General features: G+C 73.7%; 27 protein-coding genes, 1 tRNA gene and 1 other RNA gene. 18 read left to right on the top strand and 11 right to left on the bottom strand.

The window, feature by feature from the left end; genetic code table 11:
- Nucleotides 1-24: 24 nt before the first annotated feature.
- Entirely contained in the window at nt 25-1,326 is a 1,302-nt protein-coding gene (gene tgt / locus E7Z53_RS05665; protein WP_172604389.1) for a tRNA guanosine(34) transglycosylase Tgt, read from the top strand.
- On the opposite strand, the gene E7Z53_RS05660 is transcribed toward tgt, so the two are convergent.
- From E7Z53_RS05660 to E7Z53_RS05650, 3 genes are all read right to left on the bottom strand, one after another.
- Nucleotides 1,308-1,775, bottom strand: coding sequence for a universal stress protein (locus E7Z53_RS05660; RefSeq protein WP_035927799.1), 468 nt, complete (start codon nt 1,773-1,775; stop codon nt 1,308-1,310). The two genes, tgt and E7Z53_RS05660, sit on opposite strands and share 19 nt — an antisense overlap.
- Before the next feature lie 138 nt (nt 1,776-1,913).
- Nucleotides 1,914-2,405 carry a universal stress protein gene (locus E7Z53_RS05655; protein WP_095651286.1) on the bottom strand — a complete coding sequence of 164 codons (492 nt, stop codon included), beginning with the start codon at nt 2,403-2,405 and terminating at the stop codon, nt 1,914-1,916.
- A 67-nt stretch (nt 2,406-2,472) separates the two neighbouring features.
- Complete coding sequence (locus E7Z53_RS05650; protein WP_035927806.1) at nt 2,473-2,898, bottom strand: Lrp/AsnC family transcriptional regulator; 426 nt, start codon at nt 2,896-2,898, stop codon at nt 2,473-2,475.
- Nucleotides 2,899-3,059: 161 nt separating this feature from the next.
- Here E7Z53_RS05650 and E7Z53_RS05645 point away from each other — a divergent pair, with 161 nt between their 5' ends.
- The gene (locus tag E7Z53_RS05645; protein WP_017833895.1) at nt 3,060-3,251 is read left to right on the top strand and encodes a hypothetical protein; all 192 of its coding nucleotides are present in this window, start codon (nt 3,060-3,062) and stop codon (nt 3,249-3,251) included.
- A gap of 212 nt (nt 3,252-3,463) precedes the next feature.
- Complete coding sequence (locus E7Z53_RS05640) at nt 3,464-5,017, top strand: alanine/glycine:cation symporter family protein (RefSeq protein ID WP_043739146.1); 1,554 nt, start codon at nt 3,464-3,466, stop codon at nt 5,015-5,017.
- 109 nt (nt 5,018-5,126) lie between these two features.
- On the opposite strand, the gene E7Z53_RS05635 is transcribed toward E7Z53_RS05640, so the two are convergent.
- The gene (locus E7Z53_RS05635; protein ID WP_160291643.1) at nt 5,127-5,849 is read right to left on the bottom strand and encodes a TVP38/TMEM64 family protein; all 723 of its coding nucleotides are present in this window, start codon (nt 5,847-5,849) and stop codon (nt 5,127-5,129) included.
- 61 nt (nt 5,850-5,910) lie between these two features.
- Here E7Z53_RS05635 and E7Z53_RS05630 point away from each other — a divergent pair, with 61 nt between their 5' ends.
- The gene (locus E7Z53_RS05630; protein ID WP_017833892.1) at nt 5,911-6,384 is read left to right on the top strand and encodes an SRPBCC family protein; all 474 of its coding nucleotides are present in this window, start codon (nt 5,911-5,913) and stop codon (nt 6,382-6,384) included.
- A 43-nt stretch (nt 6,385-6,427) separates the two neighbouring features.
- Entirely contained in the window at nt 6,428-7,237 is an 810-nt protein-coding gene (locus tag E7Z53_RS05625) for an MBL fold metallo-hydrolase (protein WP_035927815.1), read from the top strand.
- Here E7Z53_RS05625 and E7Z53_RS05620 read toward each other — a convergent pair.
- Both E7Z53_RS05620 and E7Z53_RS05615 read right to left on the bottom strand, forming a co-directional pair.
- A complete protein-coding gene (locus E7Z53_RS05620; RefSeq protein ID WP_176337361.1) occupies nt 7,222-7,881 on the bottom strand; it encodes a DUF4126 domain-containing protein in 660 nt (219 codons plus the stop codon). The two genes, E7Z53_RS05625 and E7Z53_RS05620, sit on opposite strands and share 16 nt — an antisense overlap.
- A 53-nt stretch (nt 7,882-7,934) precedes the next feature.
- The gene (locus E7Z53_RS05615) at nt 7,935-8,645 is read right to left on the bottom strand and encodes a queuosine precursor transporter (RefSeq protein WP_109221741.1); all 711 of its coding nucleotides are present in this window, start codon (nt 8,643-8,645) and stop codon (nt 7,935-7,937) included.
- Nucleotides 8,646-8,871: 226 nt separating this feature from the next.
- Here E7Z53_RS05615 and E7Z53_RS05610 point away from each other — a divergent pair, with 226 nt between their 5' ends.
- Together E7Z53_RS05610 and E7Z53_RS05605 are read left to right on the top strand one after the other, a co-directional pair.
- Entirely contained in the window at nt 8,872-9,729 is an 858-nt protein-coding gene (locus E7Z53_RS05610) for a hydroxymethylpyrimidine/phosphomethylpyrimidine kinase (protein ID WP_017833888.1), read from the top strand.
- A gap of 206 nt (nt 9,730-9,935) precedes the next feature.
- Nucleotides 9,936-10,604 (top strand): TetR/AcrR family transcriptional regulator, encoded by a 669-nt coding sequence (locus E7Z53_RS05605; protein ID WP_017833887.1) that lies wholly within the window; start codon nt 9,936-9,938, stop codon nt 10,602-10,604.
- On the opposite strand, the gene E7Z53_RS05600 is transcribed toward E7Z53_RS05605, so the two are convergent.
- Together E7Z53_RS05600 and E7Z53_RS05595 are read right to left on the bottom strand one after the other, a co-directional pair.
- On the bottom strand, nt 10,588-10,938 hold the full coding sequence (locus tag E7Z53_RS05600) for a type II toxin-antitoxin system VapB family antitoxin (RefSeq protein ID WP_017833886.1): 351 nt from the start codon (nt 10,936-10,938) through the stop codon (nt 10,588-10,590). The genes E7Z53_RS05605 and E7Z53_RS05600 overlap by 17 nt on opposite strands.
- A gap of 68 nt (nt 10,939-11,006) precedes the next feature.
- The gene (locus E7Z53_RS05595) at nt 11,007-12,353 is read right to left on the bottom strand and encodes a hypothetical protein (RefSeq protein ID WP_176337360.1); all 1,347 of its coding nucleotides are present in this window, start codon (nt 12,351-12,353) and stop codon (nt 11,007-11,009) included.
- 202 nt (nt 12,354-12,555) lie between these two features.
- Between E7Z53_RS05595 and E7Z53_RS05590 the strand changes: the two genes are divergently transcribed.
- Nucleotides 12,556-13,341, top strand: coding sequence for a hypothetical protein (locus tag E7Z53_RS05590; RefSeq protein ID WP_176337359.1), 786 nt, complete (start codon nt 12,556-12,558; stop codon nt 13,339-13,341).
- Nucleotides 13,342-13,481: 140 nt separating this feature from the next.
- Here the strand turns inward: E7Z53_RS05590 and E7Z53_RS05585 are convergent.
- A tRNA-Ser gene (locus tag E7Z53_RS05585) sits at nt 13,482-13,566 on the bottom strand.
- A gap of 132 nt (nt 13,567-13,698) precedes the next feature.
- Between E7Z53_RS05585 and ffs the strand changes: the two genes are divergently transcribed.
- The 6 genes from ffs to E7Z53_RS05555 all read left to right on the top strand — a co-directional run bounded on the left by ffs (nt 13,699) and on the right by E7Z53_RS05555 (nt 20,378).
- Nucleotides 13,699-13,795: signal recognition particle sRNA small type (gene ffs / locus E7Z53_RS05580), an RNA gene on the top strand.
- 75 nt (nt 13,796-13,870) lie between these two features.
- Nucleotides 13,871-16,951, top strand: coding sequence for a DNA polymerase III subunit gamma and tau (locus tag E7Z53_RS05575; protein WP_176337358.1), 3,081 nt, complete (start codon nt 13,871-13,873; stop codon nt 16,949-16,951).
- Between the two features lie 91 nt (nt 16,952-17,042).
- Entirely contained in the window at nt 17,043-17,639 is a 597-nt protein-coding gene (gene recR / locus E7Z53_RS05570) for a recombination mediator RecR (RefSeq protein ID WP_017833883.1), read from the top strand.
- 96 nt (nt 17,640-17,735) lie between these two features.
- The gene (locus tag E7Z53_RS05565; RefSeq protein WP_017833882.1) at nt 17,736-19,022 is read left to right on the top strand and encodes an aspartate kinase; all 1,287 of its coding nucleotides are present in this window, start codon (nt 17,736-17,738) and stop codon (nt 19,020-19,022) included.
- 46 nt (nt 19,023-19,068) lie between these two features.
- The gene (locus tag E7Z53_RS05560) at nt 19,069-20,004 is read left to right on the top strand and encodes a 3-methyladenine DNA glycosylase (RefSeq protein ID WP_109242954.1); all 936 of its coding nucleotides are present in this window, start codon (nt 19,069-19,071) and stop codon (nt 20,002-20,004) included.
- Entirely contained in the window at nt 20,001-20,378 is a 378-nt protein-coding gene (locus E7Z53_RS05555; RefSeq protein ID WP_176337357.1) for a Rieske 2Fe-2S domain-containing protein, read from the top strand. The genes E7Z53_RS05560 and E7Z53_RS05555 overlap by 4 nt, the downstream gene beginning before the upstream one ends.
- Before the next feature lie 7 nt (nt 20,379-20,385).
- On the opposite strand, the gene E7Z53_RS20970 is transcribed toward E7Z53_RS05555, so the two are convergent.
- Nucleotides 20,386-21,000 (bottom strand): helix-turn-helix domain-containing protein, encoded by a 615-nt coding sequence (locus E7Z53_RS20970; protein WP_419720421.1) that lies wholly within the window; start codon nt 20,998-21,000, stop codon nt 20,386-20,388.
- Complete coding sequence (locus tag E7Z53_RS05545) at nt 20,997-21,545, bottom strand: hypothetical protein (RefSeq protein ID WP_176337356.1); 549 nt, start codon at nt 21,543-21,545, stop codon at nt 20,997-20,999. Before E7Z53_RS05545 ends, E7Z53_RS20970 begins: the two co-directional genes overlap by 4 nt.
- A gap of 188 nt (nt 21,546-21,733) precedes the next feature.
- On the opposite strand from E7Z53_RS05545, the gene purS reads away from it, so the two are divergent.
- The 4 genes from purS to E7Z53_RS05525 all read left to right on the top strand — a co-directional run bounded on the left by purS (nt 21,734) and on the right by E7Z53_RS05525 (nt 25,721).
- Nucleotides 21,734-21,997, top strand: a complete 264-nt coding sequence (purS, locus tag E7Z53_RS05540; protein ID WP_031283211.1) for a phosphoribosylformylglycinamidine synthase subunit PurS — start codon at nt 21,734-21,736, stop codon at nt 21,995-21,997.
- A gap of 2 nt (nt 21,998-21,999) precedes the next feature.
- Nucleotides 22,000-22,794 (top strand): phosphoribosylformylglycinamidine synthase subunit PurQ, encoded by a 795-nt coding sequence (gene purQ, locus E7Z53_RS05535; protein WP_095651875.1) that lies wholly within the window; start codon nt 22,000-22,002, stop codon nt 22,792-22,794.
- A 17-nt stretch (nt 22,795-22,811) separates the two neighbouring features.
- Complete coding sequence (gene purL / locus E7Z53_RS05530) at nt 22,812-25,109, top strand: phosphoribosylformylglycinamidine synthase subunit PurL (protein ID WP_176337355.1); 2,298 nt, start codon at nt 22,812-22,814, stop codon at nt 25,107-25,109.
- A gap of 93 nt (nt 25,110-25,202) precedes the next feature.
- Nucleotides 25,203-25,721 (top strand): GNAT family N-acetyltransferase, encoded by a 519-nt coding sequence (locus E7Z53_RS05525; protein WP_017833874.1) that lies wholly within the window; start codon nt 25,203-25,205, stop codon nt 25,719-25,721.
- The last annotated feature ends 23 nt before the right edge of the window (nt 25,722-25,744 follow it).

Below are 25,744 nucleotides of genomic sequence, written 5' to 3'. Positions count from 1 at the left end.
GGGGCGGTGACGCACAATGGACGGGTGCCCGCTCCAGAAGAGACCCTGCTCCCCGCCGCCGCCCGCTCCGACTTCGGCTTCGCGGTGGAGCACCGGCTCGCCGAGACCGCCACGATCGCCGGCGGGCGCCTCGAGGCCAACGGCGGCCCGTTCCTGGGCCGCACCGGGACCATCACCACCCCGCACGGGACGATCCGCACCCCGGCGTTCGTCCCCGTCGGCACCGCCGCCACCGTCAAGGCGGTGCTGCCCGAGTCCATGGCGGAGCTCGGCGCGCAGGCCCTGCTCGCCAACGCCTACCACCTGTACCTCCAGCCCGGCGCGGACGTCCTGGACGCCGCGGGCGGGCTCGGGGCATTTATGAACTGGTCCGGCCCCACCTTCACGGACTCCGGGGGCTTCCAGGTCATGTCCCTGGGCTCGGGGTTCCGGAAGGTCATCGACATGTCCACGGTCGCGGCCTCGGCGGCGGGGGACGACGACGTCGCGACCGGCAAGGAGCGCATGGCGCGGGTCGACGACGACGGGGTCACGTTCACGTCCCACATCAACGGGGACGTCCACCGCTTCACCCCGGAGATCTCCATGCAGGTGCAGCACCGGCTGGGCGCGGACATCATGTTCGCGTTCGACGAGCTGACCACGCTGCACAACTCCCGCGGCTACCAGGAGACGTCCCTCGAGCGGACCCGCCGGTGGGCGCTGCGGTGCGTCGCCGAGCACGCCCGGCTCACCGAGGAGCGCGCCGACCGGCCCTACCAGGCCCTGTTCGGCGTGATCCAGGGCGCCCAGTACGAGGACCTGCGCCGGAAGGCGTGCCGGGACCTGGGCGCGATGGACTTCGACGGGTTCGGCATCGGCGGGGCCCTCGAGAAGGAGAACCTCGGCACGATCGTGCGCTGGTGCAACGAGGAGCTGCCTGAGGACCGGCCACGGCACCTGCTGGGGATCTCGGAGCCGGACGACATCTTCACGGCTCTCGAGAACGGCGCGGACACCTTCGACTGCGTCTCCCCCACCCGGGTGGCCCGCACCGGGGCCGTGTACGCCCCGGACGGACGCTTCACCGTCAGCAACGCCCGCTTCCGCACGGACCTCGCCCCGATCGACAGCGGCTGCGACTGCTACACGTGCGCCCACTACACCCGGGCGTACCTGCACCACCTGTTCAAGGCCAAGGAGCGCCTGTCCGCGACGCTCACGTCGATCCACAACGAGCGGTTCGTCGTGCGCATGGTGGACGGCGCCCGCGAGGCCATGGCCGACGGGACGTACTTCGAGTACCGGGACGAGGTCCTGGGCCGCTACTACGCGGGACGTTCCTGAGCCGGCCCCTCCGCCTCGGGGTGCTCGTGGATCACGAGCACCGGGCACTTCGCGTGGGCGACGCACGCGGCGCTGACGGAGCCCAGCAGCAGCCCGCGGAACCCGCCGTGGCCCCGGCGCCCGACGACGAGCATCGTGGCGTCCTCGCTCTCGTGCACCAGGACCTTCGACGGGTGGCCGAACACCACGGAGGTGGTGAGCCCGGCCGGCACGTCGTCGCCGAAGGCCTCCCGCACCGCCTGGTCCACCTGCTTCTGGGTGACCTCGTCGAAGTTGTCGCTGCCCAGCGGGACGTACCCGGCGTACTCGGGCGGGTAGTCCCACGCCCCGACCGCCCTGATGCCCGCGCCGAAGGACGGCGCGATCCGCGCCGCCCAGCGCAGCGCCTCGACGGACTGCTGGGAGCCGTCGACCCCGACGACGATCGCTGCTGCGGTTCCGTTGCTCATGCCGAATCCTTCGCTCACGTGATCACGCTGACGTGATCAGTATCACAGAGGCCGCGGCGCCGCGCGCACGATCGCGGGAGCATGTTGTGGGGACACGGCGGACGAGTCCCTCCGGTCCCGGGCGGGACGGGCGGCGCCTCAGCCGGCGGGCCCGGCCCCCTGCGCCTGCCCGGAGTCCTCCGCCCGCCCGGCATCGACCGTCTCGTCGGGGAGGACGAGCACCGGGCACGGGGCGTGGGCGACGCACGCGGAGCTCGTCGACCCCATCAGCAGCCCTTTGAAGCCGCCGTGGCCCCGGCGTCCCACGACCAGCAGCTCGGCCCCCTCGCAGTGGCGCATCAGCACCTTGGACGGGTGGCCGAACTCCACCACGGTGCTGAGCCCGGCCGGCACGTCCGCCCCGAACGCCTCCTGGACGGCACGCTCCACCCGCTCCCGGGCGAGCTCGTCGAACCGGTCGTCCTTGAAGTGGACGAAGCCGACGTACTCGGGCGGGTTCTCCCACGCCCCCACCACCTTGACGGTCGCCCCGTACGCGGGCGCGAGACGCGCGCCCCAGCGCAGCGCCTCCACGGACTGGGGGGATCCGTCGACCCCGACGACGACGACTGCTTCCGCTGCGTTCTCCATGACCGGTCCTCCGATGCGGTGACGAGGGTGCTGTGTGGCCAGTATTCCAGAGCCCGGCGGGCCGCGCTCAGAGGTGCGAGAGGATGACCGAGCTCCTCGTGTGGTTGATGCCCTTCCACTCCCTGATCCGGACCATGACGTCCTCCAGGTGGGTGGTGTTCTCGGCCCGGATGAGGAAGATGCCGTCCGCCTCGCCGGTCACCGTGTAGGCCGCGGTCACCTCGGCGATCTCGGCGGCCATGGTGCGCATCATCGACGGCGAGAGCCCGCCGTCGCAGTGCAGCTCCACGAACGCCTGGATGTTCCACCCCATGACCGACGGGTCGAGCTCCGCCGTGAAGCGCTTGATGGCCCCGGTCTGCTGCAGGACGTCGACCCGCCGCTTCACCGCGGGGGCCGACAGACCCACCTTCTGGCCGATGGCCGCGTAGCTCTCCCGGCTGTCCTGGACCAAGGACGCAACGATCTGCTGGTCAATCTCGTCAAGACGCAACGATTCACCTCTCTGGTGAGGGTTATCACATTGATTGATTCACTATCGGCCCGTTAGACTTCAGATGTCAACCGAGGCGTCGCTGCTCGCCGGACCACCCGGCCGCACGCCCTCGGACCCCAGGACCTCCTCGCACCACCCACAGAAAGTTGCCTGCTGCCATGGCTCTCCTCCTCGTCTTCGGCCTCCCCGCCCTCCTCTTCACCGCCATCGGCCGGGCTGCGGCACCGTCCCGCGCCACCTCGGTGGGCGGCGCCCTCCGCAGCGCCGGCAGCGACCTGGCCCGCGGCCTGCGCGTGTGCGCCATGACCGCCCCCCAGTTCCTGGCCGGCGGGACCCGCGCCGGTCGCTGACCCTGCGCCGGCGGCGTCAACGGTGACGCCGCCCCGGCACCGCCTACGGCCCGGCCACCGCGCGACGAGACGTCCTCGCGCGGAGGCCGGGCCGCTGCGTGTTAATTCTTTGTTGCCACGGCAAGATGGCTCTTTCGGCGACAAGCGTGTCTGTTGCCAACGGGCTGTCCACAGGGTGTAGTGGTGAGATGCAGATCACGCAGGCGTTACCCATGACTACCGTCACCGACGACGTCGGGTGGCTCGCAGCGATCGACAACGCCATCAACACCGCGTTCGCTCCGATCACCGAGGTCTTCTCGACCATCGTCTTCTACCCCATCACCATCGCGGGGGTGAGCTTCCCGTTCGTCGTGGCCTGGCTCATCGCGGCCGGCGTGATCTTCACGATCTACTTCGGGTTCATCCAGTTCCGCGGTCTGAAGGTCGCCGCCGACGTGGTGCGGGGCAAGTTCTCGACCAAGGACGACCCCGGCGAGGTGCCGCACTTCCAGGCCCTGACCTCCGCCCTGTCGGGGACCGTGGGACTGGGCAACATCGCCGGCGTCGGCGCGGCCATGGCCCTCGGCGGCCCCGGCGCGACGTTCTGGATGATCTGCGCCGGCCTGCTCGGCATGGCGACCAAGTTCGCCGAGTGCACCCTGGGCGTGAAGTACCGCGAGGTCCACGAGGACGGCACGGTCAGCGGCGGGCCCTTCCGCTACCTGCCCATCGCCTTCAGCAAGTTCGGCCGCATCCCCGCCAAGATCCTCACCGGCGTCTTCGCCGTGGCGATCCTGTTCTTCGGTGCGGCCGGCGGCAACATGTTCCAGGCCAACCAGACCTTCGCCCAGGTGCAGAACGTCACCGGCGGCGCCGACGGCTTCCTCGGCAGCGCCGGGGCGGCCCTGATCTTCGGCATCGTCCTCGCCCTGTTCGTGGGCCTGGTCATCATCGGCGGCATCAAGTCGATCGGCGCCACCACCAGCCGGCTCGTGCCGGCCATGGGCGCCGTCTACGTCACCGCCTGCCTGATCGTCATCCTCGCCAACCTCGACCACGTGCCGGGCGCGATCGCCGCGATCATCGACGGCGCGTTCTCCCCCGAGGGCATGGCCGGCGGCGTCCTGGGCGTCATGATCGTGGGCTTCCAGCGTGCCGCGTTCTCCAACGAGGCCGGTCTCGGCTCCGCCGCGATCGCCCACTCCGCCGTCAAGACCCGCCGCCCCGTGAGCGAGGGCTTCGTGGCCCTGTTCGAGCCGCTCGTCGACACCGTGCTGATCTGCACCATGACGGCCCTGGCCATCATCATCGCCGGCGCGCCGAGCCTGCAGGCCGGCATCGACCAGGTGCAGGCCGGCGGGGGCGCCCCCGACGGCGTCATCCTCACCTCGGACGCCTTCGCGACGGTCATCCCCTGGTTCCCGATCGTGCTGGCCGTCGCGGTGGTCCTGTTCGCCTTCTCCACCCTGATCACCTGGTTCTACTACGGGCTCAAGGCGTGGGAGTACCTGTTCGGGCGCAGCCGGCTCAGCGACAACATCTTCCGCGGCATCTACCTGTTCTTCACGATCGCGGGCTGCGTCCTGACCTTCAGCGAGGTCATCAGCTTCGCGGACGCGGCGCTGTTCGTCTGCGGGTTCGTGAACCTGCTGGGCGTCTACCTGCTGCTGCCCGTCATCAAGCGGGACATGAAGGAGTACCTCGCCGACCGCAGGAGCGGCAAGCTCCACCTCCTCGGCAACGAGCCGACCGACGGGTCCACCGCGGTCCGGCCCCAGGTCTAGGCCCGGGGACCGCACGGCCGCACCGGCCGGTCACCCCGAACGGCGTCCGCCCGGTCCTCGCCCCGAGGACCGGGCGTCGCCGTGCCGTGGACCCGCGGCGCGGCCGAGCCTAGTCGGCGCTCCCCACGCCGTCGGCCTCGGGGGCGCGCTCGGACTCGCCGCGGGAGCGCCGCCAGGCGAGCACGCCCACGACCACCACGACCGCCCAGGAGGCGGCGACCGCCGCGAGGGCCGGCCACGACGGCCGGGACGTGAAGGCCCCCACGGCGGCGAAGCTCACCTGGCCCGGCATCCCGCCGAGCAGGGTGGCGCCGAGGTAGTCGCGCTGCGGGATGCGCACGAGGCCCGCACCGTAGCTGAGGGTCCAGTTGGGCAGGACGGGCCGGAGCACGAGCACCGTGAGGAAGCCCTTGCCGACGAGCTTGCGCTCCACCAGCTCGACCCGGTTGCCCGCGAGCCGGTACAGGGCGTCGCGGCCGAGGAACCGCGCGAGCCAGTACCCCAGCCAGGCTCCCGCCGTGGTGGCCAGGACGCCGACCACGCTGCCCTGGGCCATGCCGAAGAGGAATCCCCCGGACACGGCCATGATCGTCACCGGGACCGGCGTGGCCGCCACGAGGACGAAGACCGCGGCGAAGACGACGGGCCCCCACGCACCGAAGCCCTCGACGAAGACCCGGACCTGCTCCACGGTGGGCAGCTCGTGGCCGATGAGGTACCAGACCGCCACGGCCAGCAGCAGCAGGAGCGCACCGCCCTTGAGCGCGGTGACCCAGGCCGGCCGCGTGCCGGGCTCGCGGGGCCCCGGCTCCGGCGCGGATTCGGTGCTCACGTGCGCCACTGTACCGACCGCCGCGCCCGGGGGCCGAGAGCGACCGGGGACAATGGGGGGCATGGACGTCACCGATCTGGACCCCGCGGAGGTCTTCTCCGTCTCCCACGCCCTCGCGCACCCCCCGGCCGCGGTCTTCGCCGCCTTCACGGAGCCGGACCGGCTCGCCGCCTGGTTCGGTCCGCCGGGCTGGAGCGTGCCCCGGGAGTCGGTGCTGCTCGAGGTCAGGCCCGGGGGCCGGCAGCGCTTCCGCATGGTCCACGACACCGACCCCGCCCAGGTGGCACCGGTGCACGGCACCTATCTGCGGGTCGAGCGGGACGCCCTGCTCGAGGGCCGCGAGGCGCTGCCCGGACCGGACGGCCGGCCCACCGCCGGCCACGTGCTGACGCGCACCGAGTTCGTCCCCACCCAGGAGGGGGGCACCCTGCTGGTGCTCACACAGGGGCCGCTGCCCCCCGCGGTGCACCCCGGGGCGGCTGCAGCGTGGCGCGGCTCCTTCGCCCGGCTCGAGGCCCTGCTGGCCGCGGGGTGAGCCGGGGCGCCGGTTCCCCGCCGGGCTCGGATAGTCTGCCCGCATGACCCAGGACGCCGGCACCCGCACCACCGCTCTGACCCGGCGGCTGACCGCCCCCAACCCGGGCCCCATGACCCTGGACGGCACCAACTCGTGGCTGGTCGGGGCGCCGGGGCAGCAGGACGTCGTCGTCGTGGACCCGGGGCCGGCCGACCGCGGACACCTCGCCGCCCTGGCCGCGGCGGGGCGGACCGTCCTGACGCTGATCACGCACCGCCACGCGGACCACACCGAGGCCGTCGACGACTTCCACGCGCTCACCGGCGCGCCCGTGCGCGCCGTCCTGCCGCAGTTCTGCCGCGACGCCGGACCGCTGCTCGACCGCGAGACGATCGAGGCCGCCGGGTGCCGCATCCGGGTGCTGCACACCCCCGGGCACACCTCCGACTCCGTGAGCTTCCACCTGCCCGACGACACCCCGGTCGCGGGCGCGGCCACCGCCGCCGCGGGGCGCACCTCGGGCTCGGTGCTCACGGGCGACACGGTCCTGGGGCGGGGGACCACGATGCTCGACCACCCGGACGGGAGCCTGGGCGACTACCTGCGCTCCCTGCAGCGCCTGGCGGTGCTGGGCGACGCCCTGGTCCTCCCGGCGCACGGGGACGTGCGGGAGGACGTGGAGGCGGTGTGCGAGGAGCTGCTCGAGCACCGGATGGAGCGTCTCGGCGAGGTCCGGGAGGCCCTGCGGGCCCTGGGCCGCGCCGCGACGCTCGAGGCCATCACGGCGCGGATCTACGCCGACGTCCCGGAGCACGTGCTGCCCGCCGCCCGGAGCTCGGTGGGCGCGCAGCTGGCCTATCTCGGCTTCTGAGCCGTGCCGGCGGCGCCCGGCCGGCCGGGGTCCGTCCCCGGCCGGCGGCGGCGCCGGAGCCCGCGGTAGAGGAAGAACAGCAGGACGGCGACGGCGGCCAGCAGCACGAGGACGAGCAGCGGCAGGAGGACGGCCACGAGGGACAGCGTGAGCGCGGAGACGTCCTCCACGGTCGAGACCACGGGCGCCGCGGCCCCGGCGCTCAGGGTGTTGACGGCCGGCCGCGAGACCGTCTTGGTCACGTGCACCACCAGGGCGATCACCGCCCCGGTGGCCACGGGGATCCAGGCGTGCGAGGAGAGGAACGCCTCCGGGTCCGTGACGGTCGCCGTCTGCCCGCCGAGGTCGATCCCGGCGATCTGGGCGGTGGCCGAGGAGCCGAAGACGATGCCCCCGGCGGTCGGGCGCACGAAGGTCTGCAGCAGGTCGTTGAAGGAGTCCACGACCGGGACCTTGTCCGCCACCACCTCCACGGCCAGCAGCACGGCCAGGACCGTCAGGACCCCCCCGTTCGACAGCCAGGCGAAGCCCGGGCCGAGGTCGACGACCTCGGTCCAGCGGTCCAGCAGGCCCAGCACCACGAGCGGGATGTAGGCGTTCAGTCCCGCCGAGGCCGCGAGTCCGGTGCCCGTGAGGAGATCCATGCGCTCATCGTAGGCCCGTGCACCGCCCCGGCCGGGCGGGGCGCCCGGGCCCGTCAGCGCTGGGGTGCGAGGGCCGCCCCCGGGACGGCGGTCTCGCCGTAGGTCGGCTCCCGGCGCTTGAGCCAGCCGATCACGGCGTAGGTCACCGGCATGACCAGCACCTCGACCAGGACCTTGTACACGTAGCCCACCACCACGTAGTTGAGGAAGTCGGCCGCGGTGGTGATGCCGATGACCGGGGCCGCGACGGTGCAGAAGATCACGGTGTCCACGAGCTCGCCCACGAGCGTCGAGCCGATGAGCCGGGCCCACAGGTGCTTCTCCCGCGTGCGCGCCTTGATCCGGACCATCACGAACGCGTTCAGCAGCTGCCCCGCGAGATAGCCCAGCAGGGAGCCGGCCACGATGAGCGGGACGGGGCCGAGCACGGACTCGAAGGCCGCCTGGCCCTCGTAGAACTCCGCCGGGGGCAGAGCGATGACCAGCCAGAACACGACCGAGGAGAACAGTCCCGCGGCGAAGGACGTGACGATGGCGCGGCGCGCGGCCCGGAAGCCGTAGACCTCCGCCACGACGTCGCCCAGGACGTAGGCGAGGGGGAAGAGGAAGAAGCCTCCGTCGGTGATGACGGGGCCGAACGCGACGCCCTTGGTCGCGGCGACGTTGGAGAGCACCAGGACCACGCAGTACGCCGCGACCACCAGGTCGAAGTACGTGCGGGGACGGCGGGCGAACCCGGCGGGGGCAGGAGCGGAGGAGGACACGGTCGGTCACCAATCTGTCGTGACGCGGCGCCGGCCCGCGCGGGGCGGACGCCGAGGGTCGATCTGTGCGGTGTGCTGGACGGACCCGGGGCGCCCGCCTGCCACCCGGGAGCCCCTTTCCGGCCGCCGCGGGCCCCTGCGGGGACCGCGTGCCGGCCGGAGACCGTCCGACAGTCTAGCCCCGGCGGTTGGCCCCGGCACCGCGCGGGGGCGCAGAATGGCTCCCATGACCGACACCAGCACCGTTCCCACGCCCGCCGCGGCGGGCCCCGCCGACCAGCCGTCCGTCGCCCTGACGATCGCCGGCTCCGAGGCCACCGGCGGCGCCGGCGCGCAGGCGGACCTCAAGACCTTCCAGGAGCTCGGGGTCTTCGGCTCCCTCGCGCTGACCTGCATCGTGTCCTTCGACCCGTCCGCCGACTGGGGCCACCGCCTGTTCCCCGTGCCGCAGGACGTCCTGCGCGAGCAGCTCGAGGCGATCACGGCCGCCCACGCGCTCGACGCCGTGAAGATCGGCATGCTGGGCAGCCCCGAGACCATCGCCACCACCGCCGAGGTGCTCACCGCGCTGGCCCCGCGTCACCTCGTCCTGGACCCGGTCCTCATCTGCAAGGGCCAGGAGCCCGGCGCGGCCCTGGACACGGACGAGGCGCTGAAGGCGAAGATCCTGCCGCTGGCCACGTTCGTGACCCCGAACCACTTCGAGTCCCTCTCCCTGGCCGGCATGGACGAGATCAGCACGGTCGAGGACCTCGAGGAGGCCGCCCGGCGGATCCACGAGACGTCCGGCGCCGTGGTCCTCGCCAAGGGCGGGGTCCGCCTCGCGGGCCCCGACGCCGTCGACGTCTTCTACGACGGGACCACCCTCGAGGTGCTCTCCGAGCCCAAGGTCGGCGAGGTCCCGGTGGCCGGGGCCGGCTGCACGCTGGCCGCCGCGGTCGCCGCGGAGCTGGCGAAGGGGGCCGCGCCCCTCGAGGCGGCCCGCACCGCGAAGGCCTTCGTCTCCGCCGGCATCCGGCGCCGGATCACCTCGCGCGCCCCGTTCGACTCCCTCTGGCAGGGCGGCTCGGCCGCCGAACGGTGAGCGGGCGGCGGGCCCGGCCGCCGGATCGGCACCCGGGCCCGCCGTGCCTCACCCCGCCCGTGCTGGGGGTTTCCTGGACGTTTCCCCAGACTGTCTGCGCGAAGGAGTCCGAACGCGGGAAACGGTGGTGTCATAGTCAGACACACCGTCACCAAGGCCCAGAAAAGTGTGCATAATTTGGTGACACGGACAGATAAGGTGTCATCATGCCTCGTATTTCTGCGGCCACCAACGCCGCGCAGCGGGAGAACACCAAACGAGCGATCCTCGACTCCTTCGGCCAGCTGCTCTACCAGCAGGGCCTCACCGGTCTGACCATGACGCACGTGGCCAAGAACGCCGGCGTGGGCCGCACCGCGGTCTACAACTACTTCGCGGACATGGGCGAGCTCCTCGTGGCCTACGCCCTGGACGAGACCGAGCGGTTCATGACCGACCTGCGCCGCGACCTCGAGGGCGTCGCCAACCCGGTCGACCGGCTCGCCGTCTACATCCGCGCCCAGATCGAGGACCTCACCCGGCGCCACCTGCCCCCGGGCCCCACCATGCGCACCGTCCTCTCCCCGGAGGACTACCAGAAGCTGGGCGAGCACGTGGGCGAGCTGCAGGGCCTGCTGGCCGCGATCCTGCGGGACGCGATCGGCCGGGCCTACCTGCCGGAGGGCGACATCTCGGAGCTCGCCGCCCTGGTCCACGGGTCCCTGACCGCCGCGGCGGACCGCGGCCAGAACTCCGACCAGGACCGGGCGGCGCGGGAGCAGCACATCCGCTCCACCGTCCGCTTCATCCAGCAGGGCCTGGGGGCGCAGTTCGACGCCGGGGGCCACCCCGTGCCGCTCGCGTCCGAGCGGCCACCCCTCAGCGCGGCGTCCTGACCGCGCCCCGCTCGCTCCCCGCCCGCGTGCCCGGCGCCGGGGCGAGCTCCAGCACGCGCGCGTGCAGCACGGTGCGGTGGTGCAGCGCGGTGCGCAGGGCCCGGTGCAGCCCGTCCTCCAGGTAGAGGTCGCCTCCCCACCGCACCACGTGCGGGAAGAGGTCGCCGTAGAAGGTGGAGTCCGCGTCCAGCAGGGTCGCCAGGTCCAGGGTGGTCTTCGTGGTGACCAGCTCGTCCAGCCGGACCTGCCGCGGCGCGATGCCGGACCAGTCGGTCGGCGTGACGAGGCCGTGGTCCGGGTACGGGCGGGAGTCGCCCACGGCCTTGAAGATCATGCGTTCATCCTAGGGGCGGGCCCCGCAGGAGGCACCTGCGGGGCCCGCCGGCCGGCGCCTGCCCGGGGTCAGCCGCGGGTCACGGTGACGGCCCGGGTGGTGGCGTTCCACTCGATCCGCCCACCGGTGTAGTTCTGGGCCGCGCCGCCCGGGGTGCTGTACTCGTCGGTGGTCGGATAGCCCAGGCCCCGCTCGTGGCCCAGCGCCGCCCACTTCCGGCCGATGGCCCCGTACTCCTTGACCGCCCTCGAGCCGGTGCGCGCGGACCACAGGATCTTGGTCCGCTTCCCGGACGCGTCGAAGAGCTGGTAGGCGCCGCCGTCGGCGGCACGCTGCTCGTCGGTCCGCGGCGGGCCGTAGCTGCCCGCGTAGCCGCCGGCCGCGAACTTCCGGCCGATGGACCCGCCGTAGTCGACCACCCGGGTCCCGGTGGTCGCGGACCAGTAGAGGGCCTTGTCCCGTCCGTCGGCGCCGGCGAAGCGCTGGTAGACGGAGCCGTGCCCGGAGGCGTACTCCGCGCTGACCGGGGTGGCCCACGCGGTGCCGCCCAGCGCCGCCCACGTGCGCCCGATCGCACCGGTGAGCTGGTAGCCGTCGACCACGTCGTTGCCCGTCGGCGCGACGGTCTCGGGCCTCGGGGCGGCTCCGGCGTAGAGGCGGTCGACGTCGTCGCCGACCAGGTCGGCCAGGTCGTAGTTGGTGTGGTGCAGCCCGGGCATCACCACGCGGTCGGCCTTCGTGAACCCGGCCTTCTGGTACGCGGCGGCGCCCTTGCCGGCCGCTTCCAGCGCGGACCAGGTGGACGGCTGGGTGGCGCCGTAGCTGTCGAGGGAGCCGACGTACCAGGTCGGGTCCGTGGCCCGGAGCGCGGCGTCGGGAGTGCTCTCGAGCCTGCCGTTGTAGACGCCGCCGCCGCCGATGAGGGTCGACCCGCCGCCGCGGATCCAGCCGGCCCGGTCGGAGAGCACCTCGGTGGAGATGAACTCGGCGCCGCCGGAGTACCCGGCCAGGTGGATGCGGGTCGCGTCGACGCGCTGCTCGGCGACGACCTTGGCCGCCAGGGCGCGGAACCAGTCCCCGACCGCCTCGCTGTTGGAGGTCCAGGACCGGTTGGCCGGGGCGACCGGCACCACGAGGATCATGTTCCGGGCCGCGGCCCGGGCGGCCATACTCTTGAGCATCGACGTGGTGGGGCGCTGGGCGTAGTACTGTCCGTCGCCGTCGAAGTAGAAGACCACGCCCACGGTCTTCGAGCGGTCCACCCCGGCGTCGTAGAGGTGGTACTGCGAGGAGATGCCGGCGGCGGTGTGGACCGTGTTGGTCGTCGAGGCGTGGGCCGGGGCGGCCGCGCCGGCCATCGTCCCGGCGAGCATCGCGCCGGCCAGCAGAGCGGCGGGCAGAGCGGTCGAGGGCATGGGGAATGAAGGCAGCTTCATGAGGACCTCTTGGGGGGAGAGAGGACGGGGGGCGCGCAGCCGGGGGGCAGCTGCGAGTGCGGCGGAACAGCCCGTTCCGCCACATCAGCAGGGTATTGCATTAGTGAACGCAGGGAACGGAACGACGTAAAGTTACGGTGTGCTCCTGTCCCGCCCGCTTCCCCCCGGAGAGACCGCCCCCATGACCCTTCGCCCCCTGGCGCTGGCCGCCCTGCTCCTGCTCGCCCCCGTGCCGGGAGCGGCCCACGCCGCCGAGACCGCGCTACCCCCCGCGACGGGCGCGGACTCCCCCGCCGGAGTTCCGTCCCCCGCGCCCCCGTCCGACGACGAGCCGGCCGACCCCCGACCGGGAACCGGTCCCGCCGAGGCCCCCGACACCACGCCCGAGCCCGGCGGCGCCCCCGCCCCGGAGCCCGGCGGCACGGCGCCGGGCGCGCGCCCCTCCCCCGCTCCCGGGGGGCACGCGGCACCGGAGCCCGGCGGAGTCCGCGCCGAGGACGGCCGTGCCGGAGACGCCCGCGCAGAGGACGGCGGCGCGGGGAACGACCGTGCAGGAGGTGACCGCGCAGGGGATGCCCGCCCGGAGGCGGCCCCCGGCACGCCCTCGGGTGCGGACTCGAACCCCGGCTCGGACCCGGACCCGGACCGGGACCCGGACCCGGGGGAGCTCTCCGCCCTGGAGCGCGCCTCCTTCGTCGGGCCCGGCCCCGCCGTGGCCCACCGTCCCGGCTCCGGAGCGCTGGTCCGGGACGGGGCCGCGCTGCGGGCGCAGGTCCTGGCGGGGCAGCAGCAGGTGACGCCCGGGACGCTCACGCGCATCTCGGTGGGTACCGTGACCCGGGTTCCCGCGCAGGACGCGACCGGGGACTCCTCCACCGCGTGGTGGGTCGGTGGGCTCGCGGCACTGGGCGCCGCGGCGGCCGGCGGCGTCGTCGCCCGCGGCTCCCGCGCGCGCCGCCCGCACTGAGGGGCGGCCGCCGGGGCGCCGCGGCGGCCGGAGCCGCGGGCCGGCGACCCTCGGGCCGGTGGGCCGCGAGCCGGCGGAGGAACGAGAAAGAGCCCCGCACCGGGATGAACGTCTCCGGTACGGGGCTCTTGCTGCAAGTGCGGAGGATGGGGGATTTGAACCCCCGAGGGCGTGAACCCAACACGCGTTCCAGGCGTGCGCCATAGGCCGCTAGGCGAATCCTCCAGGCACGCACGACCGGCGGCCTGACGGTGCCGGAACATGCGGGGTCCAGCATAACCGAACCGCCGGGCAATGCCGAATCCACGGCGCCGGGGCCGGGTTTCGACCCGGCCCGCCGCATCCGCTAGACTTGTCGACAGCCCCTCGCGTGGCGTCATCCTGTTGAACTCCCCCAGGACCGGAAGGTAGCAAGGGTAAATGGGCTCTGGCGGGTGCGCGAGGGGTCTTCTCGTCCCCGCGGCGGCCCGCGTCCCCAGCGCCGATCCGCCCGGCCCGCCTGTCGGATTCCGTCGCTAAGGTGTCATCTGTGACTACCGCCCTGTACCGCCGCTACCGCCCGGAGACCTTCGAGGACGTCATCGGTCAGGAGCACGTGACCGAGCCGCTGATGACGGCGCTGCGCAAGGACAGGGTCAGCCACGCCTACCTCTTCTCCGGCCCGCGCGGCTGCGGCAAGACCACCTCCGCCCGCATCCTGGCCCGCTGCCTCAACTGCGCGGAGGGCCCCACCGCCACCCCGTGCGGCCGCTGCGACAGCTGCCGCGACCTGGCCCGGGACGGCGCCGGCTCCCTCGACGTGATCGAGATGGACGCGGCCAGCCACGGCGGCGTGGACCACGCCCGCGACCTGCGGGAGCGCGCCACGTTCGCGCCCGTCCGGGACCGGTACAAGATCTTCATCATCGACGAGGCGCACATGGTCACGCGCGAGGGCTTCAACGCCCTGCTCAAGATCGTCGAGGAGCCGCCGGAGCACATCAAGTTCATCTTCGCGACCACCGAGCCGAGCAAGGTGCTCACCACCATCCGGTCCCGCACCCACCACTACCCCTTCCGGCTGGTCCCCACCGAGCCGCTCATGCACTACCTGGAGCAGCTCTGCGCCGAGGAGCACGTGCAGGTGGCCCCGGGGGTGCTCTCCCTCGTGGTCCGCGCGGGCGCCGGATCCGTCCGCGACACCCTCTCCGTGCTCGACCAGCTCATGGCCGGCTCCGACGAGCAGGGCATCGGCTACGACCTCGCCGTGGCCCTGCTGGGCTACACGCACGGCGCCCTGCTCGACGACGTGGTCGACGCCTTCGCGTCCGGGGACGGCACCACGGTGTTCCGCGCGGTGGACCGGGTGGTGCAGACGGGCCAGGACCCGCGCCGCTTCGTGGAGGACCTGCTCGAGCGGTTCCGAGACCTGATCATCGTCAACGCGGTCCCGGAGTCCGCGGGCAACATCCTGCACGGCATGCCCCAGGACCAGATCGCCCGGCTGCGCAACCAGGCGTCCCAGCTCGGAGCGGCGGAGCTCTCCCGCGCCGCCGACATCACGAACACGGCCCTCACCGAGATGACGGGGGCCACCTCGCCCCAGCTGCACCTCGAGCTGCTGTGCGCGCGCATCCTCCTGCCGTCCTCGGAGGACACCACGCGCGGCGTCACGGCCCGCGTCGACCGGCTGGAACGGCGCCTGAGCATCGGGCGGGGCGCCGCCGCGGCCGGTCCGGACGAGACCCCCGACGCCCCCGCGGCCTCCCCCGCGGCCTCCTCCTCCGCGCCGACCGCGCCGGCGGGTCCGGGCGCCCCGCCCGGGGGCCGGAGCCACTCGCAGCCCGCCTCGCAGTCTGCCCCGGCGCCGGAGCGACCGGCACCGCCCGCGCCCGGCGGGGACGCGCAGCAGGCGGTCCCGGCGGTCCCGCGGGGGACGGATCCGCGCGAGCGGACCGCCCAGGGCGCTGGACAGGGCTTTGGACAGGAACCCGGGCACGCCGCGGCGGCTCCCGAGCGCCCGTCCGCCCGGGAGGACAGCGGACCGGAGCGGCCCACCGGACGGGAGGCGCCCGCCGCAGCGGAGCGTCCTGACGCGCCGCGGCAGGACGCCGCGGCGCAGGCGCCCCGCCAGGACACGCCCCGGGCGGGCGAGCAGGGCGGCAACGAGATCGACCTGCTGCGGGCCTCCTGGCCGGAGATCGTCAACGCCCTCGCGGACATCCGCCGCGTCGCGTGGTTCACGGTCCAGCGCGGCACCCCGCAGTCCTTCGACGGCAAGGTGCTGCGCATCATGTTCGACGCCGAGGGCGACCTCATGAACTTCCCGCGCTTCGAGGACGACCTGCGGCAGGCGGTCCAGCAGATCCTCGGCATCGACTGCCGTGCGGAGGCCGTCCCGCCGGGCGGCGGCGGGCACGGCCGGGGCGGTGGCGGCGGCGGAGCCCCGCGCGGCCCGGAGCCGTCGACGCGCCCGCCCGGGCGCCCGGCCGAACCGGGGCCCGGGACCGACGGGGAGCGCCCCGAGCGGCGCGCCCCCGAGGACCGGTCCCGGGGCGGCCAGGACCGGCCGGGCGCACCGCGCGGCCGGGAGCAGCAGCCGACCCCGCCCCGGGCCGCGAGCACGCCCCCGGACGGCGCACCGGGCACCGCGACGGACTCCGCGCCGGAGCCGCCCGCGGGCGCGCCGTCCCCGGACGGGGACGGCGGCGGCCAGGACCCCTGGGACGCCCACGGCCGACCCGCCACGGACGCGCCGGCGGAGTGGACCGACCCCGCCTGGGCCCAGGAGCCCGTGCACAGCTGGTCCGTGGCCGCCATTCCCCAGGGCGGCGCCCCGGCCGGGCCCCCGGCCGCACCCGCACCCCGGGCTCCGGCGCAGCCCGAGGCCCGGCCGCCGGGACCGGCCCGGACGGCGGAGGACCCCGCCGGCGCCCAGCCCGCCGACCGGCCGGCACCGCAGCCCGGGACGCAGCCCGGAGCACCGTCCGACCCCGGTCGGACCGGGCGCCCGGGCCCCGCCTTCCCCGGCGAGGCCCCGGGGGCACGGGACCGGGACGTCCCCCCGTCGGACGACGACGTCCCGCCGCCCGAGGAGCCCCCGTACCCGGACGAGCCCCCCTACCCCGACGACCTGGACGCGGCGCCCCCGGAGCAGTGGCGGCCCGCGGCCCCCGCACGGCAGAGCCCTGCGTCCGCTCCCCGTTCCGGGGGCGGACCCGGCAACCGGTCGACCGGCAGCGCCACGCCCCCCACCGCCCACCCGGCCGCCCGCCCGGAGGATCCCCGGACCGCGACGGGCGCCTCTGCCCCGGCTCCGACGGCGAACCCGGCGGCCCCAGCGGCCCCGGCCGCCCCGCAGCAGGACGCCCCGTCGGCGGCACCGGCCGGCGCCGACCGGAACGCACGGCTGAGCTTCCGGGAGCGCCACGCCGCGGCCATCGCCGCGGGGCGCAAGGCACCCGCCTCCGCCGCGGCCCCGCAGGACAGCGGCGTAGAATGGGACGACTCCTTCGTGCCCAGCTCGGACGACGAGGCGCTCGAGGACTCCACCCTCTACGGCCGCGCCGCGGTCGAGCGGATCCTCGGGGGGATGCTGATCGAGGAGCGGGACCTCCACACCGGGGAGTGAGCCGGGACCGCCCCGCGCACCGGCACCCCGGTGACGTCGTGGCCGAGGACGATCAGGAGGGCCGTGCACCGGCCCGGAAATCGAGGGAAACGTGTACGAAGGCGCTGTTCAGGATCTGATCGACGAGCTGGGCCGGTTGCCCGGCGTCGGGCCGAAGTCCGCGCAGCGGATCGCGTTCCACCTCCTCGACGCCGACAAGGAGGACGTCCGGCGGCTGGCCGACGCCATGACGGCGGTCAAGGACAAGGTGAAGTTCTGCCGGATCTGCGGGAACGTGTCCGAGCTGGACGAGTGCGCCATCTGCCGCGACGCCCGCCGGGACGACAGCGTCATCTGCGTGGTCGAGGAGTCGAAGGACGTCATGGCCATCGAGCGCACCCGCAGCTTCCGCGGCCGGTACCACGTCCTGGGCGGGGCGATCAGCCCCATCCAGGGCATCGGCCCCGACCAGCTGCGCATCCGGGAGCTCATGACGCGGCTCTCCGGGGACACCGTGCAGGAGGTCGTGCTCGCCACCGACCCGAACCTGGAGGGCGAGGCCACCGCCACCTACCTCTCCCGCATGCTCAAGACCCTCGGGATCCGCGTGACCCGCCTGGCCTCCGGGCTGCCCGTGGGCGGCGATCTCGAGTACGCCGACGAGGTGACCCTCGGCCGCGCGTTCGAGGGCCGGACGGTCGTCGCCTGACGCACTCGCGTAGGATGTCCTGGTGCCCTGCCGCGGGGAGCGGGCGCACGGCCCGGCCCAGACCGCCGGCCGCCCTCGAGCACAGGAGTTGAACCCATGAGCCTGATCGTGCAGAAGTTCGGTGGATCCTCCGTCGCGGACGCCGACGGCATCCGCCGCGTTGCACGGCGGATCGTCGAGACGCGCAACAGGGGCCACGACGTCGTCGTCGTCGTCTCCGCGATGGGCGACACCACGGACGAGCTCCTGGACCTCGCCCACGAGGTCACCCGCAAGCCCCCGGCCCGCGAGCTCGACATGCTGCTCACCGCCGGCGAGCGGATCTCCATGGCGCTGCTGGCCATGGCGGTGTCCGGGATGGGCGCTCCCGCCCAGTCCTTCACCGGGTCGCAGGCGGGGATGGTCACCGACGGCGCGCACGGCGCCGCCCTCCTCGTGGAGGTCAATCCGCTGCGAGTGCGCGAGTCCCTGGACCAGGGCAACATCGCGATCATCGCCGGGTTCCAGGGCGTGCACCGCCAGACCAAGGACATCACCACCCTGGGCCGCGGCGGCTCGGACACCACGGCCGTGGCGCTGGCCGCGGCCCTCGACGCCGACGTCTGCGAAATCTACTCCGACGTCGACGGCGTGTTCACCGCCGACCCCCGCATCGCGCCCAGGGCCCGCAAGCTGGACGTGGTCAGCAGCGAGGAGATGCTCGAGCTCGCCGCGAACGGCGCGAAGATCCTGCACCTGCGCTGCGTCGAGTACGCCCGCCGCTTCGGCGTGAAGCTGCACGTCCGCTCGTCCTTCTCCCACAACGAGGGCACCTGGGTCATCCCGGGCCCCGAAGACGCCGTCACCTCCCCGAAGGAGATCCCGTTGGAACAGCCGCTCATCTCCGGCATCGCCCACGACCGCACGCAGGCGAAGGTCACCGTCGTCGGAGTGCCGGACAAGCCCGGCATCGCCGCCCGGATCTTCCGGCTGCTCGCGGAGGCGAAGGTCAACGTGGACATGATCGTGCAGAACATCTCCACCGGCGACGACCCGCTGACGGACCTCTCCTTCACGGTGGACGAGTCCCAGGGCGATCTGGCCATGAGCCTGCTGCGCGCCGCCGAGGAGAAGATCGGCTACGCGGGCCTGGAGTACGACGACGAGGTCGGCAAGCTCTCCCTCGTGGGCGCCGGCATGAAGTCGAACCCCGGGGTGACCTTCACGTTCTTCGAGGCGCTCGCGGCCGCGAACATCAACATCGACATGATCTCGACCTCCGAGGTCCGGATCTCGGTGGTCACGGCCGCCGACCGGCTCGACGAGGCCGTGCGCGTGGTGCACAGCGCCTTCGGCCTGGACTCCGACGAGGAGGCCACGGTCCACGCGGGGACCGGCCGCTGATCCCCGTGCCGCGCTCCACCGGTCCGTCGACGACGGGGCGGGTCCCGTGACCCGCCCCGTCGTCGTCCTGTCCCGCGCGGAGTGGGCGCCGCGGTCGCACGCCCACGAGCAGCGCGCGGCGCGCCGCGCGGACCCGTTCGTGGCCCGCCGCCACCGCGGGCACAAGCACCCGGTCGAGGACTTCCTGTTCACCTACTACACCCTCAAGCCCGCGCAGCTGAAGCGCTGGCACCCCGGGGCGGGCACCGTGCTGCTGGACGCCGCGGACCGCGCCGGGGAGAAGTTCTACCGCGCGCTCACCGGCGCCGAGCTCACGGCCCTGGGGCTCAGCGCCCGGGACGGGGCCGTGACCGTCGACGACGACGCCCTCCGGGACCGGCGGGCCCCCGCGATCGACTTCGCCCGGGCGGTGCTGGGCGCGCACGCGGGCAACCCGGGCTTCTTCGGCTGCTTCGGCCTGCACGAGTGGGCGATGGCCTACCGCTCGGAGGACAACGACCTCCGCCACGAGCAGCTCGAGCTGCGGCTCGGGGCCGCGGGCACCGACGCCGTGGTGGAGTCCGCCCGGATCCGGTGCACCCACTTCGACGCGTTCCGGTTCTTCCAGCCGCAGGCCGTGCCGCTCAACGAGCTGCGGCCCACCCGGGAGTCCCAGCGCCGGATGGAGCAGCCGGGCTGCCTGCACGCCACCATGGACCTCTACAAGTGGGCGTACAAGCTCGTCCCGGGGATCCCCTCCGAGCTGCTGATGGACTGCTTCGAGCTGGCGTGGGACGTGCGGGAGACGGACATGCGGGCCGCCCCCTACGACCTCTCCGGCTGGGGCTACGAGCCCGTGCGGATCGAGACGCCGGAGGGCAAGGCCGAGTACGTGCGCCGGCAGCGGGAGTTCGCCCGGCGCGCCGAGCCGCTGCGTCGCCGGCTCGGCGTGGCCCTCGAGGTCCTCGACCCGGCCCGCGCCACCGACGGGGCGGCGGCGTGAGCGCGCCCGGGGAGCCCGCCGGCGACTGGGAGCGGATCGTGGCGGTCTCCGCCGTGCCGGACCCGCTCGACTTCGTGACGGCGCCCTCCAGCACGGGGCCGGTCCTCGTCACCCGTGACGCCGGGGGCGCGCTGCACGTGCTGCGCAACACCTGCACCCACCAGCAGGCCACCGTGTGCCGGGAGTCCGCCGGGCGCGCCGAGACGTTCGAGTGCCCCAACCACTTCTGGGTCTTCGCCGCCGACGGGCGGTTCGTGGGGTCCCGCCTGGCCCTGGCGGCCGGCCGGGAGGCACCGCCGGACCCCGCCAAGGACCTCCTGCGGGCGGCGGCGGTCGACGTGGTCGAGGGCTGGGTCGTGGCCCGCTTCGGCTGAGGCGGGGTCAGTGCGGCGCGGGCGCGCCGTCGTCGTCGCGCCGCTGCCGCCCCGCGAGCCAGGTCTGGACGTCCGAGCGCCGGATGCGGCGGTGGCTGCCCCGGTACTGCACGGGCAGGGCGCCCTCGGTGGTGAGGTTGCGCAGATAGGTGGCCGAGATCCCGGCGAGGGCGGCCGCCTGCGAGGTGGTCAGCAGGTCCTCCGGGGAGTCGGGGGCGGCCCCGTCCTCGCCGTGGCGGGCGAGCCAGGCCTGGACGTCCGCGCGCCGGATCCGGCGGTGGCTGCCCCGGTACTGCACGGGGAGGACGCCCTCCGTGGTGAGGTTGCGCAGATAGGTGGCCGAGATGCCGGCGAGCGCGGCCGCCTGCGAGGTGGTCAGCAGGTCCCCGGGGTCCGCCGGCGGCTCCGCGGCGGAGGTCACCGCGGCGGACGTCACCGTGACGGTCTCCCCGCGGGTCATCCGGGAGAGAAGGTCCACGACGGCGTCGCGCGCCCCCTCCGGCAGGCGCAGGGAGGTGCCGTCCACGAAGACCGTCACGTCCCGGGCCTCGAGGGCGTCCGCGAGCCGCTCGGCCTCACGGCCGCTGAGTCCGGGGGTGGTCGTCGCTGGGTGCTGGGTCATGGGCCCATTGTTCCAGCACCGCCCCGTTCCCCTCCGCCGGCGGCGGACCGGGCTCGGTCCGTCCCGCGCCGCCAGCGGAGGACGGCGAGCCACAGCAGCACTCCCGCCAGGCCCATCGTGCCGGGCACGAGCACGGGGGACGGCCCGACGGCCCCGCTGGTGGCCGCCCACAGCCGGGCCGCGCCCGACATCGCGTCCCAGGCCTCGGCGTACCGCGGGTGCAGCGGTCCGGCCCGCAGGTTCGCCAGGACGTGCTCGTAGACGCCGTAGGCGCTGCCGAGCACGGAGACGACCGCGGCGACCCGCACGGTGCGGGCCGTCCCGGTGGTGCGCCGCACCAGCCACGCCACGGCCCCGAGCAGCAGCACGGCCAGCACCGCCCAAGGCACCAGCTGGGCGGGTCCCTGCCAGTGCCGCAGCATCGCCAGCTCGGTCAGGGCGCCGAGAACCGTGCCGATCCCCAGCAGGGTCAGGACCCGGCGGTAGACCGAGACCAGGCGTGCGTCGTCGGTGCGGGCCCCTGCGGTCTGCGGTGCGGTGCTCATGGCACCACGGTCTACCGGACACGCCTTGGAGAATCCCGGGGGCCCACCGCCCGGGCGGCCTGCCGGCGGGTGACCCCTACCACACCCGGCGGGCGGTCCGGGCCCGGCACGACCGGCGTGCCCGAGCCGATAGAATGGCTGACGTTCGCCGGATCCCGGCCCGCTGCTCGACCCTCAGGAGTTCCCCGATGGCCCGCATTGTTGTCGACGTCATGCCCAAGCCCGAGATCCTCGACCCGCAGGGGAAGGCGATCGCCAACGAACTGCCCCGCATCGGCCTGGACGGCTTCGCCGGTGTCCGGCAGGGCAAGCGCTTCGAGCTGACCGTCGACGGCGAGGCCACCGAGGACGCGCTGGCCCAGGCCCGCGAGGCCGCGGAGAAGCTGCTCTCCAACCCCGTCATCGAGGACGTCGTGCGCGTGGCCGTGCTCGACGAGACCGAGGAGAACTGAGCATGGCCGGTCTCGAGACCCCCCTCATCGCGGACCTCTCCGGCCCCGCGCCGGACACTGGGCTCGCCGGCGCGCGCGTCGGCGTCGTGACCTTCCCCGGCACCCTCGACGACCGCGACGCGGCGCGCGCCGTGACGCTGGCCGGCGGCACCCCCGTCCCCCTCTGGTACGCCGACGAGGACCTGCAGGGCGTCGACGCCGTGATCCTGCCCGGCGGCTTCTCCTACGGCGACTACCTGCGCGCCGGGGCCATCGCCCGGTTCGCCCCCATCATGGCGCCGATCATCGACGGCGCGAACGCCGCGGGCACCTCCGGGTCCGCCCCGCTGCCGGTCCTCGGGATCTGCAACGGCTTCCAGATGCTCACCGAGTCGCACCTGCTGCCGGGTTCCATGATCAAGAACGAGCGCCTGAAGTTCCTGTGCCGGGACCAGCGCCTGCGCGTGGAGAACAGCACGACCGTGTGGACCACCGAGTTCGAGCAGGGCCAGGAGATCGTGGTCCCGCTCAAGAACCAGGACGGCCAGTACGTGGCGGACGAGCGGACCCTCGACGCCCTCGAGGCCGAGGGCCGCGTGGTCTTCCGCTACGTCGGGGGCAACCCCAACGGGTCCCGGCGGGACATCGCCGGGATCTGCAACGCCGGCGGCAACGTGGTGGGCCTCATGCCGCACCCCGAGCACGCGGTCGAGCCGGGCTTCGGCGCGGACTCCTCGGCCTCCGGCGAGGTCGGCATGCGCGACGGCACGGACGGGCTGGGCCTGTTCGTCTCCGCCCTCAAGGCACTGGTCAAGTAAGGGACACCGAGCACTCCATGAGCGACAAGCACTTCAACCTGGACACCGTCGAGCACGCGACGGCCACCCCCGACACCGAGCTGCCCTGGGCCGAGCTGGGCCTCAAGGACAACGAGTTCGAGGAGATCAAGAAGATCCTCGGCCGCCGGCCCACCGCCGCGGAGCTCGCCATGTACTCGGTCATGTGGTCCGAGCACTGCTCCTACAAGTCCTCCAAGGTCCACCTGCGCCAGTTCGGCGAGAAGGTCACCGAGGAGATGAAGAAGGACCTGCTGGTGGGCATCGGCGAGAACGCCGGCGTCACCGACCTCGGGGACGGCTGGGCCGTGACCTTCAAGATCGAGTCCCACAACCACCCGTCCTACGTGGAGCCCTACCAGGGCGCCGCCACGGGCGTCGGCGGGATCGTGCGCGACATCATCTCGATGGGCGCCCGGCCCGTGGCCGTCATGGACCCGCTGCGCTTCGGGGCGATCGACCACCCGGACACCGCGCGCGTGGTGCACGGCGTGGTGGCGGGCGTGGGCGGCTACGGCAACTCCCTGGGCCTGCCCAACGTGGGCGGGGAGGTCGTCTTCGACTCCTGCTACCAAGGCAACCCGCTCGTCAACGCGCTCGCCGTGGGCGTGATGCGCCACGAGGACATCCGCCTTGCCAACGCCTCCGGCGTGGGCAACAAGGTGGTGCTGTTCGGCGCCCGCACCGGCGGCGACGGCATCGGGGGCGCCTCCGTGCTCGCCTCGGAGTCCTTCGACGACGCCAAGCCGTCCAAGCGGCCGGCCGTCCAGGTGGGCGACCCGTTCGCGGAGAAGGTGCTCATCGAGTGCTGCCTCGAGCTGTTCAAGGGCTCCCTCGTGGAGGGCATCCAGGACCTGGGGGCCGCGGGCATCTCGTGCGCCACCTCGGAGCTGGCCTCCAACGGGGAGGGCGGCATGCACGTGGACCTGACCCAGGTGCTCCTGCGCGACCCCACCCTGACCCCGGGCGAGATCCTCATGTCGGAGTCCCAGGAGCGCATGATGGCGGTCGTGACCCCCGAGAAGGTCGCCGCCTTCGAGGCCGTGATGGACAAGTGGGACGTCGAGCACTCCTGGATCGGCGAGGTCACCGGCACCGGCCGGCTCGTGATCGAGTGGGACGACGAGGTCATCGTCGACGTCGACCCCCGCACCGTCGCCCACGAGGGCCCCGTCTACGACCGGCCGTACACCCGGCCCGTGGACCAGGACCGGCTCCAGGCCGACCGCTTCGCCGGATCCCCGGCCGACGCCGGGCGACCCTCGGGCGCGGAGCTCAAGCACGCCGTCCTCGAGCTCATGGCCTCCCCGAACCTCTGCGCCAAGGACTGGGTCACCGACCAGTACGACCGCTACGTGCAGGGCAACACCGCCATGGCGATGCCCGACGACGCCGGGGTGGTCCGCGTGGACGAGGAGACCGGCCTCGGCGTGGCCCTGTCCACCGACTGCAACGGCCGCTACGCCTACCTGGACCCGTACGCCGGCGCGCAGCTGGCCCTGGCCGAGGCCTACCGCAACGTGGCCACCGCCGGCGCCCGCCCCGCGGCCGTCTCCGACTGCCTGAACTTCGGCTCCCCCGAGGACCCGGAGACCATGTGGCAGTTCGCCGAGGCCGTGCGCGGGCTCGCCGACGGCTGCCAGCAGCTGGGGGTGCCCGTGACGGGCGGCAACGTCTCCCTCTACAACCAGACCGGCGGCGTGGCCATCCACCCGACGCCCGTGGTGGCGATGCTGGGCGTGCTCGACGACGTCCGGCGGCGCACGCCGTCGGGCTGGCGCGAGGACGGCCAGGCGATCTACCTGCTCGGGACCACCCGGGACGAGCTGGACGGCTCCGAGTGGGCGAACCTGCGCGGGCACCTCGGCGGGCTCCCCCCGGCCGTGGACCTCGCCCAGGAGAAGCTGCTCGGCGACCTGCTGATCAACATGTCCCGCGACGGTATGATCGACGCCGCGCACGACGTCGCCGAGGGCGGCCTCGCGGCGACCCTCGCCGAGATGGCGCTGCGCTTCGACACCGGTGCGCGCATCGGGCTGGGCGAGGTGTGCGAGCGCGACGGCGTGGACCTGTTCACCATGCTCTTCTCCGAGACCCAGGGACGGGCCGTGGTGGCCGTGCCGCGCAGCGAGGAAGTACGGTTCAAGGACATGTGCACCATGCGCGCCTATCCGCACACGCGGATCGGCGTGGTGGACACCGAGAACCGCGCGCTGGACGTGCAGAGCGAGTTCGGCATCGGCCTGGACGAGCTCCGCACCGCGCACGAGGGCACGCTGCCGAAGCACTTCGGCTGATCCGCCGGGGGCGGATCCCCGCCCCCGGCACCCCGCTCCACGGATCCACCCAGTCCACCCTCGGCACCCGGACCCGCAGAAAGCAGCACCAGCATGACTGAGGACCTCGAGGCCCAGCGCCCCGCACCCGTCCTGGAGACGGAACGGCTCCTGCTCCGCCCCTTCACCGCCGAGGAGCTCGACGCCGTGGCGGCCGGCGAGCACGGCGCCCACTTCGCCCACGGCTTCCCGACCGCCGAGGACATGGACTTCGCCCGCGAGTCCCTCATGGCCGGGGGCTACTTCTTCACGGAGTCCGTGTACGCGCGGATGGCCGTCGTGGAGAAGTCGACCGGCGAGATCGTCGGCACGGCCGGCTTCGTGGGCCCGCCGATCGACGACGAGCTCGAGATCGTGGGCTCCCTCGCCGCGGACCGCCGGAACCTGGGCTACGCGCAGGAGGGCATCACCGCGCTGCTCGGCGTCGCGTTCGCGGACCCCGCGGTCACCGGGGTGCGCGCCAGCGTGCCCGGGGACAACGCGCCGGCCGCGCAGGTGCTCGTCGCCGCGGGCTTCGTTCACCGCGAGACCCCCGGTCCGGAGACCGACTACGTCCTGCCGCGCCCCGCGTAGACCGCGCGGCGCCGGAACCTAGA

The organism is Kocuria salina, assembly GCF_013368965.1.
Taxonomy (GTDB): Bacteria; Actinomycetota; Actinomycetes; order Actinomycetales; family Micrococcaceae; genus Kocuria; species Kocuria rosea.
This window is presented reverse-complemented; position numbering and strand designations above follow the sequence as displayed.

Excerpts from the sequence above, each read along its gene's own strand:
- E7Z53_RS05625 (WP_035927815.1), top strand. The coding sequence starts at position 6,428 with ATGACCCAGGACGCCGGCACCCGCACCACCGCTCTGACCCGGCGGCTG.
- E7Z53_RS05655 (WP_095651286.1), bottom strand. The coding sequence starts at position 2,405 with ATGGAGAACGCAGCGGAAGCAGTCGTCGTCGTCGGGGTCGACGGATCC.
- E7Z53_RS05590 (WP_176337359.1), top strand. The coding sequence starts at position 12,556 with ATGACCCTTCGCCCCCTGGCGCTGGCCGCCCTGCTCCTGCTCGCCCCC.
- E7Z53_RS05630 (WP_017833892.1), top strand. The coding sequence starts at position 5,911 with ATGGACGTCACCGATCTGGACCCCGCGGAGGTCTTCTCCGTCTCCCAC.
- E7Z53_RS05620 (WP_176337361.1), bottom strand. The coding sequence starts at position 7,881 with ATGGATCTCCTCACGGGCACCGGACTCGCGGCCTCGGCGGGACTGAAC.
- purL (WP_176337355.1), top strand. The coding sequence starts at position 22,812 with ATGAGCGACAAGCACTTCAACCTGGACACCGTCGAGCACGCGACGGCC.
- E7Z53_RS05605 (WP_017833887.1), top strand. The coding sequence starts at position 9,936 with ATGCCTCGTATTTCTGCGGCCACCAACGCCGCGCAGCGGGAGAACACC.
- purQ (WP_095651875.1), top strand. The coding sequence starts at position 22,000 with ATGGCCGGTCTCGAGACCCCCCTCATCGCGGACCTCTCCGGCCCCGCG.
- E7Z53_RS05660 (WP_035927799.1), bottom strand. The coding sequence starts at position 1,775 with ATGAGCAACGGAACCGCAGCAGCGATCGTCGTCGGGGTCGACGGCTCC.
- E7Z53_RS05545 (WP_176337356.1), bottom strand. The coding sequence starts at position 21,545 with ATGAGCACCGCACCGCAGACCGCAGGGGCCCGCACCGACGACGCACGC.
- E7Z53_RS05565 (WP_017833882.1), top strand. The coding sequence starts at position 17,736 with ATGAGCCTGATCGTGCAGAAGTTCGGTGGATCCTCCGTCGCGGACGCC.
- E7Z53_RS05595 (WP_176337360.1), bottom strand. The coding sequence starts at position 12,353 with ATGCCCTCGACCGCTCTGCCCGCCGCTCTGCTGGCCGGCGCGATGCTC.
- E7Z53_RS05645 (WP_017833895.1), top strand. The coding sequence starts at position 3,060 with ATGGCTCTCCTCCTCGTCTTCGGCCTCCCCGCCCTCCTCTTCACCGCC.
- E7Z53_RS05640 (WP_043739146.1), top strand. The coding sequence starts at position 3,464 with ATGACTACCGTCACCGACGACGTCGGGTGGCTCGCAGCGATCGACAAC.
- E7Z53_RS05600 (WP_017833886.1), bottom strand. The coding sequence starts at position 10,938 with ATGATCTTCAAGGCCGTGGGCGACTCCCGCCCGTACCCGGACCACGGC.
- E7Z53_RS05610 (WP_017833888.1), top strand. The coding sequence starts at position 8,872 with ATGACCGACACCAGCACCGTTCCCACGCCCGCCGCGGCGGGCCCCGCC.
- E7Z53_RS05525 (WP_017833874.1), top strand. The coding sequence starts at position 25,203 with ATGACTGAGGACCTCGAGGCCCAGCGCCCCGCACCCGTCCTGGAGACG.
- purS (WP_031283211.1), top strand. The coding sequence starts at position 21,734 with ATGGCCCGCATTGTTGTCGACGTCATGCCCAAGCCCGAGATCCTCGAC.
- E7Z53_RS20970 (WP_419720421.1), bottom strand. The coding sequence starts at position 21,000 with ATGACCCAGCACCCAGCGACGACCACCCCCGGACTCAGCGGCCGTGAG.